General features: G+C 32.9%; 12 protein-coding genes and 1 riboswitch. Of the genes, 2 read left to right on the forward strand and 10 right to left on the reverse strand.

The features are described 5' to 3' along the window. Positions 1–6: 6 nt before the first annotated feature. On the reverse strand, positions 7–1,011 hold the full coding sequence (locus BLV91_RS04015; RefSeq protein ID WP_091429936.1) for a zinc dependent phospholipase C family protein: 1,005 nt from the start codon (positions 1,009–1,011) through the stop codon (positions 7–9). Positions 1,012–1,107: 96 nt separating this feature from the next. Between BLV91_RS04015 and BLV91_RS04020 the strand changes: the two genes are divergently transcribed. Next, positions 1,108–1,848 (forward strand): YoaK family protein, encoded by a 741-nt coding sequence (locus BLV91_RS04020; RefSeq protein WP_091429938.1) that lies wholly within the window; start codon positions 1,108–1,110, stop codon positions 1,846–1,848. On the opposite strand, the gene BLV91_RS04025 is transcribed toward BLV91_RS04020, so the two are convergent. The 6 genes from BLV91_RS04025 to BLV91_RS04050 form a co-directional block, all read right to left on the reverse strand. Then, a complete protein-coding gene (locus BLV91_RS04025) occupies positions 1,841–2,818 on the reverse strand; it encodes a YeiH family protein (protein ID WP_245709601.1) in 978 nt (325 codons plus the stop codon). The two genes, BLV91_RS04020 and BLV91_RS04025, sit on opposite strands and share 8 nt — an antisense overlap. A gap of 75 nt (positions 2,819–2,893) precedes the next feature. Next, positions 2,894–3,790 carry a LysR family transcriptional regulator gene (locus BLV91_RS04030; protein ID WP_091429948.1) on the reverse strand — a complete coding sequence of 299 codons (897 nt, stop codon included), beginning with the start codon at positions 3,788–3,790 and terminating at the stop codon, positions 2,894–2,896. Between the two features lie 31 nt (positions 3,791–3,821). Next, positions 3,822–5,849 (reverse strand): hypothetical protein, encoded by a 2,028-nt coding sequence (locus BLV91_RS04035; protein WP_091429950.1) that lies wholly within the window; start codon positions 5,847–5,849, stop codon positions 3,822–3,824. A 78-nt stretch (positions 5,850–5,927) separates the two neighbouring features. Continuing rightward, positions 5,928–6,674, reverse strand: a complete 747-nt coding sequence (fabG, locus tag BLV91_RS04040; RefSeq protein ID WP_091429952.1) for a 3-oxoacyl-[acyl-carrier-protein] reductase — start codon at positions 6,672–6,674, stop codon at positions 5,928–5,930. Between the two features lie 186 nt (positions 6,675–6,860). Beyond that, complete coding sequence (locus BLV91_RS04045) at positions 6,861–8,183, reverse strand: Na+/H+ antiporter NhaC family protein (RefSeq protein WP_091429954.1); 1,323 nt, start codon at positions 8,181–8,183, stop codon at positions 6,861–6,863. Positions 8,184–8,241: 58 nt separating this feature from the next. Further along, a riboswitch (SAM-I-IV-variant riboswitch) is annotated at positions 8,242–8,338 on the reverse strand. 99 nt (positions 8,339–8,437) lie between these two features. Further along, positions 8,438–10,903: a T9SS type A sorting domain-containing protein gene (locus BLV91_RS04050; protein ID WP_091429956.1), complete on the reverse strand. Its 2,466-nt coding sequence runs from the start codon at positions 10,901–10,903 to the stop codon at positions 8,438–8,440. A 231-nt stretch (positions 10,904–11,134) separates the two neighbouring features. Between BLV91_RS04050 and BLV91_RS16840 the strand changes: the two genes are divergently transcribed. Then, the gene (locus BLV91_RS16840) at positions 11,135–14,452 is read left to right on the forward strand and encodes a T9SS type B sorting domain-containing protein (RefSeq protein WP_139262266.1); all 3,318 of its coding nucleotides are present in this window, start codon (positions 11,135–11,137) and stop codon (positions 14,450–14,452) included. Between the two features lie 194 nt (positions 14,453–14,646). On the opposite strand, the gene BLV91_RS04070 is transcribed toward BLV91_RS16840, so the two are convergent. The 3 genes from BLV91_RS04070 to BLV91_RS04080 all read right to left on the reverse strand — a co-directional run bounded on the left by BLV91_RS04070 (position 14,647) and on the right by BLV91_RS04080 (position 19,824). Further along, positions 14,647–16,737, reverse strand: a complete 2,091-nt coding sequence (locus tag BLV91_RS04070; protein ID WP_091429962.1) for a T9SS type A sorting domain-containing protein — start codon at positions 16,735–16,737, stop codon at positions 14,647–14,649. A 12-nt stretch (positions 16,738–16,749) separates the two neighbouring features. After that, positions 16,750–19,284: a DUF7619 domain-containing protein gene (locus tag BLV91_RS04075; protein ID WP_091429964.1), complete on the reverse strand. Its 2,535-nt coding sequence runs from the start codon at positions 19,282–19,284 to the stop codon at positions 16,750–16,752. Between the two features lie 117 nt (positions 19,285–19,401). Beyond that, positions 19,402–19,824, reverse strand: coding sequence for a hypothetical protein (locus tag BLV91_RS04080; RefSeq protein WP_091429965.1), 423 nt, complete (start codon positions 19,822–19,824; stop codon positions 19,402–19,404). Positions 19,825–19,863 lie beyond the last annotated feature (39 nt).

Below are 19,863 nucleotides of genomic sequence, written 5' to 3' on the forward strand. Positions count from 1 at the left end.
GATAGATTATTCAGCGTCTTTATCGCTTTCTATTCCAAACAAATCTCCTTTTTTGAAAAGTTTTATGTCTTTTTTTAATGCTTTAGAATTACGTTTTGTTAAAGCAACAGCATCAAGATTATTTAGGTCAGGTTTTCCTGCATTTACCCAAGCAGTATACCAAAAACTAGCCGTTGCAGTAACTGCTTTCTTCATTTGGCTCTCCACCATTCCGTTTAGAGCTGTGTGAAATTGTCCAGCATATTCATCTGTATATCGTACACCATTGTATTTGTTTTTTACAATAGCACCACTAGCGTCAGTAACAAAAATCTGATTTGTAGCCAATGACGTTCTCAATCCTTTATCAGCTGCCAATAATGCAGGTACTAAACTATGTGTATCATTGATCATATCCCAAGTAGCCTTGTCAACATCCTCATAATACTCAGCTGGAGCTACAGTGAATTTATAGTTTTTCACGAATAACTCAGGCAATCTACTTTCCCATAAAGAATGGATTCCTTTTTGATCTGTAAGCTGACCATCATGATTGTCTGAAGTATGCAAAGGCATATGTGCATCAGCTATGTAATGACCTAATTCAGCAGCGATAAACAAGATCTCTGACTTGCGTTTTTCTTTAAATGCAGTAGTCAATTTAGCCATCATATCTTGAATATGCCAAGGCAAGGTTCCATTTTTAGACAAGAACTTATCATCATATTTCTTTTTGGCTTCAGCCATAGTCTTTGGAAAACTATCTACAGAACCAAAATTTTCCATGTCAAAATAATGTCTTGGGTTCTCTGCCCTATCTTGCAAGATGTACTTTCGTAAGTCTGGAACAGTAGACTCTTGCGTAATAAAATCGATATGGTTATAAAAGAAAGTTTGCAGTGGCTTTGGAAGTGCCATAACTGCCGCTTTGTTGATTCTTTCATGTCCCACAATTCCCCAAGATATCGTCAGGAAAGAAATGGCTACTGCAGTTAACAACAACATCGTAGGCTTAAACTTGATATTTTTCATTACATTTATTTTTATGTGGTACAAATGTATTTTTTTTTTGAACAATTCAAAAATAATGGGTTTAAGATTACAGTAATTTAAACAATATTTACAACTATGTTTCGGCATCAAGGAAAAAACAGAACTTTCATTCATAATTTGCGTTTAGCTACTTTACTTTCATTTGTCGCAGGAATAGTAAATATCACCGGAGTTTTAGCCGTAAACACTTTAACTACTAATGTCACGGGGCACTTTGCTTTTTTTGCAGAGGAAGTCATTAAACACAACTATTCCGCTGCAATTGCTTTTTTTGTTTTTACCCTTTTCTTTTTGATGGGCGCTTTTACATCTAACTTTTTGGCGGAATTCGTCGCCATTAGACAACCCGAATTGCTACATGTGATACCAATTTCACTAGAGATTGCGATTTTAAGTTCGGTTGGATTTTTTGGTATGCAAACCGACTTGTCTACAATTGAAGGGAAATCAATTGCTTTTTCTATGCTATTTGCTATGGGAATTCAGAATTCGCTGGTGACCCAAATATCAAATTCTGTTGTAAGAACAACCCATTTAACAGGACTATTTACAGACTTAGGAATAGAACTATCGCAATTATTTTTCTATAAAAAACAAAACGAAAGAAAAAGGTTAAAGACCAGTATATACTTGCGATTGTCTATCATTGTTTTCTTTTTTATAGGTTGCATTTCGGGAGGATTCTTATATACTTTTCTTGAAATAAAAACACTTTTCGTTGGTGCCTTTTTTCTATTGATCGCCCTTATGTATGATTACATTCGCCTGCAATTCTTTGTAATCAGAAGGAAAAAATTCACACGCCACATTAATTAAAATACATTACTGATCCCAAAGTGGCGACAGCAATAAATACCCAAAGTAAAACGCCTTGCAGTAATGGTTTTATACCTACAGACTGCAGCACACCTCTACTAAGTCCAGCACCAATTAAAAATAAAGTTACCGTAAGTCCAATTTTAGCCACAGCCACTAAATAAGGAGATACTAAAGCTGTTTGGGGAATATAGGTATTCATTATCATCGCTAAAATAAACAATCCTATAAAGTATGGGATTTTGATTTTACTAGATTTGTTTTTGAATAAAACCGAAGTTATCAAAGCTACTGGAATTATCCATAATGCTCTGGCTAGTTTTACAGTGGTCGCGATTTGCAAAGCTTCCGCCCCGTAATTATTGGCTGCTCCTACTACTGAACTTGTATCGTGAATAGCAATAGCGCACCATAGCCCAAAATCTTGCTGTGATAATTCTAACAAATGTCCGACTGCAGGAAATAGAAACAAGGCAATAGAATTAAGAATAAAAATTACTCCTAAGGCAACTGAGGTTTGCTTTTCATCTGCTTTTATTACGGGAGCGATAGCCGCAATGGCACTTCCACCACAAATAGCCGTTCCACAAGATATCAGATGTGAGGTTTTATTTTCGATATCAAACCATTTACCAAGTAAACTTCCTAAAACTAAAGTACTAACAATAGAAGCGATTGTAAATAAGAAACCTTCTTTACCTGCAGACAAAGCGCTGTTTACATTCATTCCAAAACCAAGCCCAACAACAGCCAATTGCAATAAGATGTTTATTGTTTTAGCATTCAGATGTAAAAAAGGATGTCCTGAAACATTAGCCACAATCAATCCTAGCAGCAAGGCGACTGGAGGAGAAACAAATCCGCTCAAACAAACTAAAACCAATAAACCAAAAATGACTTGCTGATAAAATTTGTTTACTTCCAAAAATGGCAATGATTTGTTTTCGACCGTTTGCACACTATTTTCCAAAATACAATATTTGAATGATTACTGTACAAAGGTGCGCTTATTCAATAGAATTAACCAATCGTAAATAACAATCTCCTATAACTTTAAGTTATGATGTTCTAGTATATTATTAATAAACAATTCAGATAATGCTTCAGTCTTACCTTGTAAACTAATAATATAAAAATACCGCTCAATGACCATATTATTCACGTCAAGTATAACCAATTCATTATTTTTTAATTCTTTTTCTATGGCATGAATCGATATAAAAGCCACACAGTCAGAATTCATAAGATACGATTTAATACTCTCAGTGCTACCTAACTGCATTTCAACACTTAGCTGCGAAAGTTTAATGCTAAAAGGTTTTAAGGCATGTTCAATAACTTCAAGTGTTCCTGAACCCTGCTCCCGCATTACAAATTGCATAACCTTTAGATCTTCCTTTGTAATATCTTCCTTGCTTACTAATGGATTCTTGCTGTTGCAAACCAATACTAGTTCGTCCTTCAAAAATGGACTATATTTAATTGATTTGTTTTTCGACTGTCCTTCTACAATTCCTATTTCGATTTCTTTGTTTAACAGTGCATTTTCAATTTGTTCTGTGTTTCCATTAAGTAAATTGACTTTTATTCCTTTCATTTTCTGATGGAAACGAGCCAAAAGCGGCGGAATGATATATTGTGAAATCGTGGTGCTGGCGCCTAATCGTAATGTTCCCTGTTGCTGATCAATTAGCATTCCCATATCAAAATGGATTTCACGGTAAATTTCGAATATATTTTTCACATGTTTAAGCAATAACTGACCACCTGCAGTAAGTGATATTTTGCTTCCATTTCGATCAAAAAGTTTAATCTTATATTCTTCCTCGAGTTCTTGTATGTGTTTAGAAACTGCCGGCTGGCTTATGAATAATTCGCTTGCGGCTTTTGTAAAGCTCAATCTGTTAGCCACCGTAAAGAATACCTTTAGTCTAAAATCCATAATTCCATTTTTTTGTTATTCCAAAAGGTTTCTATAGCAAGCCATTAAACTTTCTGACAAACCATTCTGCAGCCAATGTCATAGCGATTAAAAGACATAACCAATACCAATCAATCAAAGGAGTTCTTGTTGCATTATTTTTTTGTATTGCTTTGTAATCTTCATCTTCAAGAAGACTTTTAATCAACTTATCCGCTTGATTAGGAAAATAGGTCTTTCCTTGTGTTTCTGAAGCTAACTGATTTAATTTTTGAAGATCAGGATTTACAAATTGCTTTTCGATATCAAAATCTAAAATTTCGAAACGACCAGAATAACTACTTTTTGAATTGAGTTCTTTTACAGTAAAATTATAATTTCCTGCTGCTAGTCCATCAAGATTTACTTTATAAGAGTTGTCACTTTTCAACAAATCATAGTTCTTCGCTTGCTTAGTCTCTGAGTTAATTACAGAAATACTCAAGCGTGCCTTTTCGTCGACCTCGTAGTTTTTATTGAAATATTGTGCACTAATTTCAATTGCTTCTCCTGAATTATAAAAACTTTCGTGATTGACAACCAATGATTTTTTGGAATTGTTAGACGCCAAATACTGTATTGTTTTATCGATAAAAATATCAAATTTATCAAAGGATTGATTTTCTACATGACTTTGCAATCTCCATTTCCATATATTTTCACCTAAAAGAAAAGCAGTACGTCCGCCTTGGTTTTCAGCAAAAGCCATTAAAGGGGAATTAGTTTCTAGATTTCTTATTTTTGAATAAAGCAAAACAGAAACTGCTCCGTTAACTGTTGTTGTGCCGTAATTATTTTCTAAAGGAGGGAAATTTTCAAAGCCAATATTATCGAGTGCAAATAGATTAAACTGCGGGTTGAATCCAGCCAAATAATCTTCTTTCTGATTGCTCATTTTAAATCCTAAGCTATTTTGCTGCTGGTTTAAAAAGGCAAAATCAGTATTCGTTCCAGTAATTATAAAGCTGTTAATCCCTGCGGATTTGTTCTCTTCAAAAACCGATTTAAACTCAGCAGTTGGTTGATATAAAACCAAAACATTATAATCACTTAACTGTTTTATTTCTTGCGGTTTAACAATAGTTACTTTACGTTGTGCATTAGATTCAATCGATCGCTTTATAGCACCTATATCAGGATGGTTTATAGCCGATATAATAGCAATATTTGTCTTTTGATCCATCACCTCGACGGCAAAGTTCTTGGTGTTATTGTAGCTGTTTATCTCCTTTTCGTTGGAAGAGATACTAGCCTTAAAAACTTGTGAGCCCACTTTATTTGCAGGCAAAAGCACATTCACAACTGCTGTTTTCTTAGACGATGAAAATGAAATATTTTCCTTGGCTAAAACTGCATTTCCTTGAGATATGGTAAAATTGGCAGTAAGGCTTTTGTCTCCTGAATATTGTAAAAACACTTCAACAGGAAATTTATTCTTGTAAAACGCATACTTGTTGACATTCAGTTGGTTTATTTTCAAGTCCAATACCTTTGTGGTATCTCCCAGAACTATCGGGAAAACTTTATTGGAAGCATCAAAACTATACACATAATCATTTCCCGAAGTTTGGTTTCCGTCAGTAATGATAATGGTGGGAAATACTTTATTTCTATTGTTGTTTTTGAGATTTGTCGCAATCAGGTCTAAATTGGTTTGCGTACCTTTAAAATCAAACTTATCCGATTCCTGAAACTCACTGTCAAATTTATAGGATTGAACGTCAAATTTCTCGTTCAGTTTCTCATCACCAACTAGTGCTGTATAAACCTCCACAGCTGTTTTATCCCCATTCAAAGTCTTAATCGAGCTTGAATTATCAACTACAATAGACAAAGTAGGCTTAATTAATTCTTCTGAATTTGTACTGATTACGGGATTAATCAGCAATAACAACACTCCAAAAACAGATACAAATCGCAAAAAAGCCAAAAACAAAATCAGTTTTGATTTGTTTTTGGCTTTGTAATAATATTGAAAAAACGATAAAACTCCAGCTACTAACAAGGAAAGAACTATTAATAGAGTAGTGTTTAAAGTCATTCTTTTTTATTTAAATATAGTGCAAATTCAGAACTTTTATATCATTTAAAATTCATCATTTATAATTTAAAAATAATTCTAAGTAAGCATTCCTCCATCAACATTCATAACCTGACCAGTTACATACGCACTCATGTCAGATGCAAAGAATAGACAAGCATTAGCAACATCGTCAGTAGTTCCTCCACGTTTCAACGGAATTCCGTCTCTCCATCCTTGAACCACTTCAGGGCTTAATTTTGCAGTCATTTCAGTTTCAATGAATCCTGGCGCAATTGCATTACAACGAATGTTACGAGAACCTAACTCTAATGCCACTGATTTTGTAAAACCAATAACTCCTGCTTTTGAAGCCGCATAATTTGTTTGGCCAGCGTTTCCTTTCACACCCACAACACTACTCATATTGATGATAGATCCAGAACGTTGTTTCAAGAAAGTTCTTTGAATCGCTTTGGTCATATTGAAAACTGATTTCAAATTTACATCGATAACTTTGTCAAAATCCTCTTCAGACATGCGCATTAGCAAGTTGTCCTTAGTGATTCCAGCGTTATTGATCAAAATATCAACAGTTCCAAAATCAGCGATAACGGCATCAACCATTGCTTGTGCTTCATTAAAATCAGCTGCGTTTGACTGGTATCCTTTTGCTTTTATTCCCAAAGCATTCAATTCGTTTTCTAATGCTAAAGCCGACTCAACAGATGAACTGTATGTAAAAGCAACATTTGCTCCATGTTTTGCAAAAACTTCTGCAATTCCTTTTCCAATTCCGCGACTTGCGCCTGTTATGATGGCCACTTTTCCTTCTAGTAATTTCATATTCAAAAATTAGTTTAATTTTTATTTGAAGCTAATCCTGCTATCCGCTTCAATCTTTTATGACCGCTATCGCTTTCATAAAAGGATTTCCACTACTATCAGGGCTATCTTACAGTTGTCAAATATAGAATATTTCCTTTTTTAAAAAAAATTTCAAATTCATTTACATTCTAATTCAAACCGATTTTAAATATGCAAGAATCGTTTTACTAATTTATCCCAAAAAGAGCTGTAAATCGCAACCAATGTAAAAATAAACAAAAATAGATGATACCAAGCATTCGTAATTAAATCCATGAAATCGAGTTTGCCATTAGCAAAACTTAAAATCAATAATACTTGTGCTCCGTAAGGCAATATCCCTTGTACAACACAAGAAAATATATCAAGAATTGCTGCAGTTTTCTTGGGACTCAAATCGTATTCATCACTAATTTCCTTAGCAATTCCTCCAGTAATTACAATGGAAACTGTATTATTGGCAATAGCCACATTAGTAAAACCTACCAAAGCACCTATTCCAGCCTGCGCTGATCTTTTACTTTTAATACGCTTTTTAATTTGGTGCAATAAGTAGTCAATTCCTCCCGCTTTATCTACCATTGCTGCTAAACCACCTGTAAGCATAGAAAGTAAAAATATTTCAGTCATACTAGTGAAACCTTCGTATATCTTTTGAGCGAATTCCATCAAGGTAAAATGATTTCCAAAATACCCAATCAATCCAGCTAATAAAGTTCCAATAATCAGTGTCGAAAAAACGTTTACGCCAACTAATGCTAATACAATTACTAAAACGTAAGGAACAATAGTTATCCATTCAAAACTAGTCTTAGGAATCGCCACTGCAGTAATATCAGAGTTTAATCCCAAATAAAAGAAGACTAAAATGGTAATAATGGCTGCGGGAAAAGCAATGAATAAATTTATTTTAAACTTATCTTTTAACTCACACCCTAAAGATTGCGTTGCAGCGATTGTAGTATCTGAAATCATCGATAGATTATCTCCAAGCATAGAACCACCTAACAAAGCACCAGCAATCAATGGCAATGAAGCACCACTTGAATTAGCTAGACTAACAGCTATAGGCCCAATTGCTACAATAGCTCCCACAGAAGTTCCAGTAGCAGTTGATAAAAAGGCCGCTATTAAAAAGATTCCTAACGGAAAATAAGCGACATCAATTGTATTAATCCCAAGGCTTACAACGGCATCAACACCTCCCGTTGCTTTACTAACCACAGCAAATGCTCCCGCCAAAAGATAAATGAGACACATAGTCATAATCTTACTCTCTCCGCAACCAGCAATCAAAGTGGCTACTTTCTCATCTGACGAACTTTTGAATAATAAGAAAGCGGAAATTATTCCAATCACAACCGCAATTGGTGCAGGTAAGGCATAGAAATCATCAAGCCATAATCCCGCTCCTAAAAACATAAAAATAAAAATCAATAAGGGAATTAAAGCAAAGGCACTTCCTGTTTTTTTCAATAAATGAGTCATAAATCAGTTTTATAATGATATAAATATGACGAAAAACAATAGCTAAAAAAATGGGAATGTAAACAACATTTTTTCCAAAGGATTTGGCTTATCGTTTTAGCACCTTGCTCGTTGTTGCAGGTTGCTATCTCTTTATGAGATTCGTGATAACGGCTGCAAAAGTAATTATTATTTTTTGAAATTACCTTCTTCCGCCAGAAAAATTATTTTACAAAAAAAAGCTTTACGGAAGTAAAGCTTTCAATACAACTAATTTAGTTTTTTATAAATTTCATATTCGAACTTCCTTTATCTGTATTCATTTTCAAGAAATACTTTCCAGTAGCCAGCTTTGAAACATCAATCTTTGAAACTGCATTTGCATCAGGTACAGCAATGACCATTTGTCCTAGAATATCATAAATAGCTATTGATTGCACTTCTATCGAATTTTTATAATTAATATTTAGAATCTCCTTTACAGGATTTGGAAACACGCTAAAGTAATTTGAAAATTCAAAATCTGAAGTTGCTAAGGCTTTAAAAGTAGACGTCGCTTTGTTTGTCAGAATTGGAAAGTTATAATCAAAATAAATATTAGCTTCATTTTGGAATGTATCGCCAACTACTAACGTTGGTAATGTTTTAATTTTAAAAGCTATATAACCATCATTATTAGCATCATCAAAAGGCAAATTGATGTTTTCGAATATAAATTCTACTTTGTTCCCATCAGAAATTTTGGTTACAAATTCATGACTTCCTTTGGTTGGAGTTAAGCTTGAAATATCAAATTTGCCTAAATCGATTAGATCTTTTACTACGATATTTTGAGCGGGATAGGTTCCTGTGTTTTCAAAACGAATTAAATAGTGTACATATTCCCCAATCAAACTTGGAGTAATGACATCTCCTTCTAAGCAGGTTTTATCATTTGGATCATAGGAACCAACGACACTTTGGCGCAAAGCAAACGAATTATCAACGGGTTTTTCATCTCCTGTTACAGGATTAATTAGTGCATTAAAACTCAAACGGTCTCCATTATTTACGGCAGGAGTTTCCATTGGCGAATTGACATTCAAGGTAACTACAATCTCACGAGTTTCAAAAGGCTGTAAATTGATATAATCCCAACTAAGTTTATCTGTCGCTTGACTATTTACTGCTGGAACTGCCGAGATATAATCTAAAACTGCATCATTAAAACTTAGGCTTAATGAACCAGATTGTACATTAGTTCCTTTGTTTTTATATATGATTTTATAAGTAGCATCAAATCCTGGCCTTGCTGGAATTATTGGTAATAAAGTTACTTCTAGATCGGGATGAGCACCATTTGGAGTGATGCAAAAATTTTGAGTGAATGGACTATTTTGCGATGGAAAACTCGCATCGATTGAAGTAGGTGAAACACTAAAATAAATTGGATTTTCTAAAATTGGAGTAATAGTATGCGTTCCTTCTCCAACTGGAATATTATAGTCTCCAGACTTATTGGAGATTAAATTCCCTTTATTCAAACCATTAGTAATTGAAAAATTTAAATTAGAATAACTCAAATCTGATGAGTCACAACCATTATTATCACTGTCTAAAATCGTTTTCCCTTTAATAGTATAAAAAACTCCCCCAGGTTCAAATGTGCAATAGGAATTTAATGATATATTCGTATAATTATAGTATTTAAGATACCATTCTACTACTGAATCTTTGATGTCATCGTTACATATGTATTTTAATTTTGGACATCCTTCAAAAGCAATCCCTTCATTTCTACCATTTTTTGCGAAGATTGTAGTAAGCTCACTATTATTACTACATTCAGCATCGCTAATTTGAATGAAAGGAGATAAATCTATTGTTGTAAAATTATTATTTGATAATCTTATAAACTTGATATTGCTATAACCGTCTACTTTTACAGATGATAAATTATTGTTTCCAAAGCTAGCATTTCCAACATCTTTTGGCACCGTTAAGTCTATAGTTACTAATTTATTATCATCGGCCCACAAGTCCTTTAATTTAGAACATTTTGAAAAATCGATACTGCTTAATTCATTTTGTTGCACCCACATTCGAGTAATTTCAGGACAATCTGCCAAATTAGTAAAGCTTGTAATCTTATTATCATTACAAATTAAGTCTTCTAATTGGGTTATTCCAGACAAGTCTAATTTAGTAAGTCTATTATAACCACAATCAATATATTTTAAACTTGTTAATCCAGATAAATTTAAATCAACTAATGCATTACCATCTAAATGTAAATGATGAAGTTTATCCAGTCCTGTAAGATTTATTGAAGTAAGAGACCCTTGTGTGCAAACTATAGTTTCCAGGTTTTTAAGTGAACTGACATCTAAAGTTTTTATTGAATTCCAAGCACAGTCTAAATATTTCAACTCTTTTAATGTACTTATATTCAATGTAGATATTTGGGTATTCCAACAATTTAAACTTTTCAAATTTGTAAAAAATTCAATACCTGATATGTCATAAATAGGAGTAGATTTTAAATCAAGAGCACTAATTTTTAAGGCTTCCTCTAATTGTATCTCCTTATCATTATTTTCATCAATTTTAATAGAATTACCTAAAAGATCTTTCGCAATGTCATTATCAGTATTAGCAATTAATAATCTTTCCTTAAAAGTTGGACTTTTAAACTCTATAATTTGAGCATTAACTCCAGAAAAGATAAAAAAAGCAAGTAATAAAAAGTAGAATTTTTTCATGTATAATTTTTAAAGCAAGTAAATATAACAAATTTTGTACTACAAAAAATAATGTCCAAAAAATGAATAATTCAATACAAATTCCTTTAAAAAAAGAACATACTTACTTTAACATTTTGTAAAAAAGAGAAAAGGATTACAATCTTCTTAAGTATATTTGTCAGTAGTCAATTTATTATTATCCCTTTATTTAAAATAAGAAAGAGAAAAATCAATTTCCCGAATTTGTAAATGAAAAAAATATTTTTCTTATTTTATATTCTTTTTAGTATAACTACTACTGCGCAATTAGTGGTCGATAATACGTCGCAAACCCCTAAACAATTAGTGCAAAACGTAGTCGTAGGACAAGGAATTAACGTTTCAAATATTATATTTAATGGCACTGCTGCCAATGCAGATTTAATATGCGATCAAGTAGGTCTTTTCTCTAATGGACTCACAACCAACATCGGATTAAGCACCGGAATTATTTTAAGTACGGGAAATGCTATAATTGCAAAAGGTGCAAATGACACCAATTTAGGTACTTTACCCACTTCAAATCCATTTATAGGAGATAATGATTTATACATATTATCGAATAATCAAAGTATTCAAAATGTAGCTATCCTAGAATTTGATTTTATCCCTACAGGAAATAAATTGAGTTTTAATTTTGTTTTTGCTTCTGAGGAGTATCCTGAATTTGTGAATGATACCTATAACGATAATTTTGGTTTTTTCTTAAGCGGACCTGGAATTACAGGTCCTTTTTCAAGTAGTGCTAAAAACATTGCATTAATTCCTACTACAACTCTTCCTGTTTCTATTAATAATCTAAACGATGGAACTTCAAATTCGGGACCTTGTGAATATTGTCAATACTACGTTAATAATGAAGGAGGACCTACTATTCAATACGATGGATTTACTAAAGTTTTATCGGCAAACGCTGATGTTGTTTGCGGGCAAACCTATCATATTAAGTTAGCCATTGCAAATGTTGGGGATAATAATTACGATTCGGCTGTATTTATAGAAGGAGCCAGTTTTAGTTCTCCGTCAATTAATTTAGGACCTGACTTGAAGATATGCAGTGCCTCAAACCATATATTAAATTCGGGATTAAGTGCCAGTGAAATTCATGAATGGCGTTATAATGGAACCTTAATTCCGGGACAAAACGGACCACAAATCACTATAGATAAATCGGGCTTATACTCCGTTCAAGCCTTTCCTTTTGGGACGACTTGTCCAGTCAGTGATGAGATAGCCATTCAATTCGGTACCCTTGCAGCTCCTTATCTTTATTGTGGAACAAAAACTTCTAATTCTATCACTTTTGATTGGCTGGCTTTAGGAGAAGCAGAATTTTCTGTTGCTTATAAAATAGGAACAAATACAGTTGTTGACGTTGGATTCATTGGTAAAGTTTATTCCTATACTGTTCAAGATGTTCCTCCGGGTGAAACTGTCGTTATAACGGTAACTCCAATAGGAACGCCAAGTGAATGTTTTGGCCCCAATTCAATATCCTGCGTACTTGACAGTTGCTTAATTAGTCCAACATTAAGTCTCACTCAAGGTGCTAGCTCACAACAAACTTGTGAAAACGAAGCTATTTCGAATGTTGTTTATACAATTGGCGCTGGAGCAACCACTGCATCTATAACTTCTGGAAGTTTGCCTAATGGTGTAACGACAAGTTTAGTTGCAAATCAATTTAAAATTGAAGGTACCCCAAGCGTTTCGGGAACCTTTAATTATACGATAACTACATCAGGAGGATGTGCTCCAAATGCAACTTTAAATGGATCCATTACTGTAAATCTAGGAACGATTCCAACATTTACCGCCGTTGCTCCTGTTTGTGAAGGAGAAACCCTCGCATCTTTACCATTACAATCAATTAACAACATCAATGGAACTTGGTCGCCCGCTTTAAACAATAATACAACTACTGAATATACATTTACTCCAAATACAGGACAATGCGCTACTACGACCAAATTAACGATTGTTGTAAATCAAAAAACAACTCCAACATTTACAGCCGTTGCTCCTATCTGTTCTGGCGAAGCACTTGCTGCACTTCCATCACAATCAATTAACAGCATCAATGGAACTTGGTCGCCTACTTTAAACAATACTACAACTACTGAATATACGTTTACTCCAAATACGGGACAATGTGCTAATACGGCCAAATTAACGATTGTTGTAAACCAAAAAACAACTCCAACATTTACCGCTGCTGCTCCTATTTGCGCAGGAGGAACGATTGCTGCACTTCCATTACAATCAATAAACAACATCAATGGATCTTGGTCGCCTACTTTAAACAATACTGCAACTACTGAATATACGTTTACTCCAAATACGGGACAATGTGCTAATACGGCCAAATTAACGATTGTTGTAAACCAAAAAACAACTCCTACATTTACAGCAGTTGCTCCTATCTGTTCTGGCGAAGCACTTGCTGCACTTCCATTACAATCAATTAACAACATCAATGGATCTTGGTCGCCTGCTTTAAACAATACTGCTTCTACTGAATACACCTTTACTCCAAATGCGGGACAATGTGCTAATACGGCCAAATTAACGATTGTTGTAAATCAAAAAACAACTCCAACATTTACAGCTATTGCTGCTATTTGTGAAGGTGAAACACTTGCTGCACTTCCATTACAATCAAACAACAGTATCAATGGAACTTGGTCGCCTGCTCCAAACAATATCACAACTACTGAATATACATTTACTCCAAATGCGGGACAATGTGCGAATCAAACAAAATTGACGATTTCAGTAAAACCAAAACCAATACCGCTTTTGACAGATGGTAAAATATGCGTCGATAAAAACTCAAATGCCGTAATCCAGTCTTACCTTTTGGACAGCAAGCTAAATAATGCAACTCATAATTTTGAATGGTTTTTAGATGGGTTTACAATATTAAATGCCACACAAAGCACTTTTGAAGCAACCCAAAAAGGAACCTATTCTGTTAAGGCTACAAATAAATCTACTAATTGCAGTTCAACAGTCATTGAAGCAATAGTTACTGAAACCTTGTCTAACACTACAACATTTAAAATAACACAAACCAATGCCTTTAGTGACAATGCAACCCTAACTATTGCAGTTATTGAAGGAAGTGCAAACTATGAGTATCAGCTGGACCAAAACCCTTTTCAAGAATCAAACGTTTTCTCTGAAGTTACTCCAGGGACACATACTATACGAATTGTAGATACTGAAGGCTGTACTGATTTAAGTTACCAAGTCATCGTAATAGGCTATCCAAAATTCTTTACACCAAACGGGGATGGCCATAACGACACTTGGAAAATTATTGGTTTCAACAGTCAATACAATCCTTCGATTACCATTTTTGACCGTTACGGGAAATTATTAAAACAAATAAACTCTATTGATTTCGGTTGGGACGGAACCTACAACGGTCAAGTCATGCCTGCCACTGATTATTGGTTTAGGGTAATCTATCTTGAGGACGGAATCAATAAAGAATTCAAATCTCATTTCTCATTAAAGAGATAGCATCTGTTTTTTTAGCAGCACAACATTTTCGTTTAAATCTACTTCCCTCCTGCTTTCCACAGTATATTTTGTGTCGAAAACGCCACAAAAGGATACTTGCTTCAATCAGGGCTAGAGATGACTTTTTGATTTCAAAACACAAAAATACTGCTTGAATTAACCAAGCAGTTTAGCTATTAAAAAAAAAATCTTTTTTAGTTTTTTATAAACTTCATAATTGATGTTCCTTTATCAGTATTCATTTTCAAGAAATACTTTCCAGTCGTTAATTTAGAAACATCTATTTTAGAAATAGTTTGAGCATTTGGAACGGCTATAACTAACTGTCCTAAAATATCAAGAACCGCAATTGATTGTACTTCAATAGATCCATTATTATTAATATTCAAGATATCATTTACAGGATTTGGATACACACTGAAATAATTCGAAAACGCAAAATCCGTAATCCCTAAAGTTTTAAATGTTGAAGTCGCTTTATTAGTGAGAATTGGAAAATTATAATCGAAATAAATATTAGCTTCATTGGTAAAAGAATCACCAGTTACAAGCGTTGGCAATGTTTTAATTTTGAAAGCGATATACCCATCGTTTGTAGCATCATCATAAGGCAAATTGATATTTTCAAATATAAATTCGACTTTATTTCCTTGGGATAATTTTGTTACAAAATCATGACTCGCTTTTGTTGGTACTAAAGTTGAAATATCAAATTTCCTTAAATCAATTAAATCCTTTACCACAATGTTTTCAGCCGGATAGGTTCCTGTATTTTCAAATCGGATTAAATAATGTACATATTCACCAATCAGTTCTGGAGTGATTACATCGCCTTCTAAACAGGTTTTATCATTTGGATCAAACGAACCAACTACACTTTGGCGCAAAGCAAACGAATTATCAACTGGTTTTTCATCACCAGCAACTGGAGTAATCAAGGCATTAAAACTCAAACGGTCTCCAATGTTTACCGCAGGAGTTTCCATAGGAGAATTTACATTTAGGATTACTGTAATTTCACGAGTTTCAAAAGGTAAAAGACTACTATAATCCCAACTCAGCTTGTCTGTGATTTGACTATTCACATTTGGCACAGCCGAAACAAAATCTAAAACAGCATCATTAAAAGTCAAAGAAACGGAACCAGATTGTGTACTTGTTCCCTTATTTTTATAAATGATTTTATAGGTAGCATCAAAGCCTGGTCTTGCAGGAATAGTTGATAAAATAGTTACTTCAAGATCTTTATGAACACCGTTTGGGGCAATACAAAAATCCTGAGTATAAGGACTCGTTTGTGATGGAAAATTTACATTCAAAGATGCAGGCGAAATATTGAAATAGGATGGGTTTTCTAAAATTGGAGTAATTGTATAATTCCCTGCTTGTACTGGAATCGCATACAAACCCAATTTATTGGATATTATATTTCCTTTGGTTGCCCCGTTAAAAACGGAAAAGTTTAAATTGGGATATTTTTTATCTGTCTCATCACAACCGTCACCTAAGAGATCAAATTTACTATTGCCCTTAATAGTATAAAAAGTACCGCCGGGATTAAATGAACAATAAGAGTTTACCACGCAATGCTCGTATCCCATAGCAATGACACCTTTTTGTAACCACCCTAATTCTGATTCATCTGCACAAATAAATTTAAGATTTGGGTTTTCATTAAAGTTAACACTTCCTTGTTCTTTTCCATTTTTCAGAAACAATGACTCTAGTTGGTTTCCCCAACAATTTAATCCCCATAGATTTATTAAATCACTTGTATTTAGTGTAGTAATATTATTTTTACCGCAATTTAATTCGGTCATACTTGGTAAATTTTCCAAATTCAAGGCGCTGAGTTGATTGTAAGAACAATCAATATGTGCAAGATTAACCAATCCATTAATATTTAATGATCTTAGCTGATTGTTACTGCAAATTATATCTTTCATACCTATCAAGCCTCTGACGTCTAATGCTGTAATTTTATTATTATTACAATACAAAGTTTCAAGATTTTTAAAACTCAAAATACCTGTTAAATCAGTTATTGTAGAACCAACAACATTCAAATAACTGACTTGTAAAGCTTCCGAAGATACGATTTCACCGTCTTTATTTGCATCGACTTCAAAATAAACGCCACTTAGATTTTTAGCAACATATAAATATTGCCCTTTTCCAGACAACACTAATTTTTCTTTAAAAGTTGTATCTGGCAAGGCAACAATTTGTGCTTTTGCAGTAGTAAAAAACAAAAAACACAACAGTAGAAAGTATAGTTTTTTCATTTAAATATTTTTTTATTGTTTAATAAATTTAAAGCTAGAAGTTCCTTTATCCGTGTTCATTTTCAAGAAATAATTACCTTTAGATAATTTTGAAACATCCGCTTTTGAAATATTCTGAGCATTTGGAACAGCAATAACTAATTGTCCTAACATATCATAAATCGAAATTGATTTTAATTCAATAGTATTTTTAGTTCCAATATTCAAGATATCATTTACAGGATTTGGATACACACTAAAATAATCTAAAAATTGAAAATCTTGAGTTCCTAGCGTTTTAAAAGTAGATGTTGCCTTATTAGTCAGGATTGGAAAATTGTAATCAAAGTATATATTAGCCTCATTAGCAAATGAATCCCCAGTTACCAGCGTTGGTAATGTTTTAATCTTGAAAGCAATGTAGCCATCATTTGTAGCGTCGTCAAAAGGAAGATTGATGCTTTCGAATATGAATTCCACTTTATTTCCCTCGGATATTTTAGTCACAAATTCGTGACTGGCTTTTGTTGGTTCTAAAGTTGAAATATCAAACTTGGATAAGTCAATTAAATCTTTCACTACAATATTTTGAGCGGCATAATTTCCTGTATTCTCAAAACGGATTAAATAATGTACATACTCACCAATCAGTTCTGGAGTGATAACATCTCCCTCTAAACAAGTTTTGTCATTAGGATCAAAAGACCCCACCACACTTTGGCGTAAAGCAAATGAATTGTCTACTGGTTTTTCATCACCAGCAACAGGAGTAATCAAAGCATTAAAACTCAAACGATCTCCATTATTCACTGCAGGAGTTTCCATAGGAGAATTTACATTCAATGTAAAATTGATTTCTCTAGTTTCAAAAGATCGTAAGTCCGAATAATTCCAAGTTAGTTTGTTGGTAATTTGATTATCAAAAATTGGTGTTGCAGAAACATAATCTAAAACTTCGTCATTAAAAGTTAAAACCACCGAACCGGATTGCATCGTTGTTCCTTTATTTTTATATATGATTCTATAAGTTGCATCAAATCCTGGTCTTGCTGGAATAAGCGGTAAAATCGTTACTTCTAAATCATTATGAATACCATTTGGAGTAACACAAAAATCTTGATTGTAAGGACTTAACTCTGAGGGGAAAGTTACATTTACAGCATTTGGTGAAATGTTGAAATAATTGGAGTTTTCAATAATTGGAGTGACTGTATGAATTCCTGCTTGAATAGGAATCGAATAATTTCCAGAGGAATCTGAAATAAAATTTCCTGTAGTAGTCCCGTCAGTTATTTTAAACTTCAATTTTTTATACACAGCATCATTTGTAGTACAACCGTTATTATCTGTATCTAATTTAGATTTTCCTTTAATTGTATAAAAAGTTCCGCCAGGTGTAAAAGAACAGTACGAGTTAATTTGGCAGCTTGGAGAACTCCCTAAACTACTTCCAATTACCCGGTAATAATGGGATATAAGACCTTCGGAAGTACATATAAACTTGAGGCTAGGATTTGGAGCAAAACCCATATTGTATGTAAATACATTGTTTTTAATATAAACTGCCTCAAGTAAATTATTAAAACCACAATATATATTATTTAATTCCACACAAGTATTTAAATTCAATTCTGTTAAAAGGTTATATGTACAATCTAGGCTGTTCAATAAAATATTATTTGATAAGTCTAATTTTTTAATTGAATTTGAAGAACAATTTAGATTTGATAAATGAGATAATGTTTTTGTTTCAAGGTTTTCTAAAAGGTTCCCGTTACAAAACAAATATTCTAATTTGATCAGATTATTGACATTTAATGAAGTAAGTAAATTACCCGAACAATATAATGCTGTAATAGAATTAATCTTAGAAAAATCGATAGTTGTTAGTTTGTTTTCCCTACAATTTAAACTTTTAAGATTAATTAATTCTGATAGGTTTAAGGAACTTATTTGGTTCGTAGAAATGTCTATATTTTCTAATAAACTTAATCCGCTTGCTTGAAAACTGCTTATCTTGTTATTCAAACAAATGATTGATTTAAGATTAGTCAATCCGTAGATATCTAAACTAGTTAATTGATTGTTTGCAATTGATAAACTCTCAAGATTAGTAAGTCCTTGAAAACTGATATTTTTAATCTGATTTTGAGAAAGATCTAAGGTTTTTAATTTCTTTAAATCAGTAACAAATACACTAGATATTTTATTATAAATGCAGTTCAATTCGACTAAATTTATTAACTCAGAAACATCTAAATTTTCAATGTTGTTTTCTTGACAATTTAAATTCTTTAAATTTTTAAAAAATGAAATCCCATTTAAATTGATTATTTCCTTATTTCTAAGATCCAGCTCATAAACATTTAACGCTTCACTGGCTTCAATTTCATCATTACTATTTAAATCAATTTTAATATTATTCCCATTCACATCTTTTGCAATAGATGAATAGATATCAGCATACAGTAACCAAAATTTAAAATTGCCGTCCGGTATATTTATAATCTGAGCATTAACACTTCCAAAAAAACAAATTCCAACAAGTAAAAAATAAAGTTTTTTCATTACATCAATTAAAGTAATCAAATATATAGAAATCAATTAGTAATAAATTATTTTCCTACAAAAAAAGCCTTACCGAAGTAAAGCTTTTTTTATAAAATATATGATTTTTGAAATTGACTAAAAAGCCACATTCCATTTTGGCAATCTTCCATTTTCGTCCATGAAGTTCTGTAAAACTTGTCCTTCAACAGATGTAGGAATACCTTTAGTATCATCATTGAATGTTTCGTACCAAACTACTTCTAAAGTGCTGATATCTTCTTTTGTCATTTGTGCTGGCCAAGAATATTTTCTTCCTGTTTTTGCAAACTGGTGCCCTTCAACAATCTTTTCTTTCAAACCACCATTTTTGATTTTCAAAGATCCGTCATTTTGAACAGTTCCAGTAGAACCTACCATGATTAACTCTTTTTCATCTCCAACTGCATAAACCAAAAACACACCACTTCCTTCAGAAGCGTTGCAAACTTGCTCTAAGCTATCATCTGCTGTAAAAGTAAAGCTATCGCTTACCTTAAACTTTTCTAATTCTTTGTACATCTTACTTTTGTATTAATTTTAAATAAAATGCCTCACAAA

It is taken from the genome of Flavobacterium degerlachei (assembly GCF_900106645.1).
In the GTDB taxonomy this organism is placed as follows: domain Bacteria; phylum Bacteroidota; class Bacteroidia; order Flavobacteriales; family Flavobacteriaceae; genus Flavobacterium; species Flavobacterium degerlachei.

Coding starts and splice junctions, on each gene's coding strand:
- BLV91_RS04015 (WP_091429936.1), bottom strand. CDS start 1,011: ATGAAAAATATCAAGTTTAAGCCTACGATGTTGTTGTTAACTGCAGTA.
- BLV91_RS04020 (WP_091429938.1), top strand. CDS start 1,108: ATGTTTCGGCATCAAGGAAAAAACAGAACTTTCATTCATAATTTGCGT.
- BLV91_RS04030 (WP_091429948.1), bottom strand. CDS start 3,790: ATGGATTTTAGACTAAAGGTATTCTTTACGGTGGCTAACAGATTGAGC.
- BLV91_RS04035 (WP_091429950.1), bottom strand. CDS start 5,849: ATGACTTTAAACACTACTCTATTAATAGTTCTTTCCTTGTTAGTAGCT.
- fabG (WP_091429952.1), bottom strand. CDS start 6,674: ATGAAATTACTAGAAGGAAAAGTGGCCATCATAACAGGCGCAAGTCGC.
- BLV91_RS04045 (WP_091429954.1), bottom strand. CDS start 8,183: ATGACTCATTTATTGAAAAAAACAGGAAGTGCCTTTGCTTTAATTCCC.
- BLV91_RS04050 (WP_091429956.1), bottom strand. CDS start 10,903: ATGAAAAAATTCTACTTTTTATTACTTGCTTTTTTTATCTTTTCTGGA.
- BLV91_RS16840 (WP_139262266.1), top strand. CDS start 11,135: ATGAAAAAAATATTTTTCTTATTTTATATTCTTTTTAGTATAACTACT.
- BLV91_RS04070 (WP_091429962.1), bottom strand. CDS start 16,737: ATGAAAAAACTATACTTTCTACTGTTGTGTTTTTTGTTTTTTACTACT.
- BLV91_RS04075 (WP_091429964.1), bottom strand. CDS start 19,284: ATGAAAAAACTTTATTTTTTACTTGTTGGAATTTGTTTTTTTGGAAGT.
- BLV91_RS04080 (WP_091429965.1), bottom strand. CDS start 19,824: ATGTACAAAGAATTAGAAAAGTTTAAGGTAAGCGATAGCTTTACTTTT.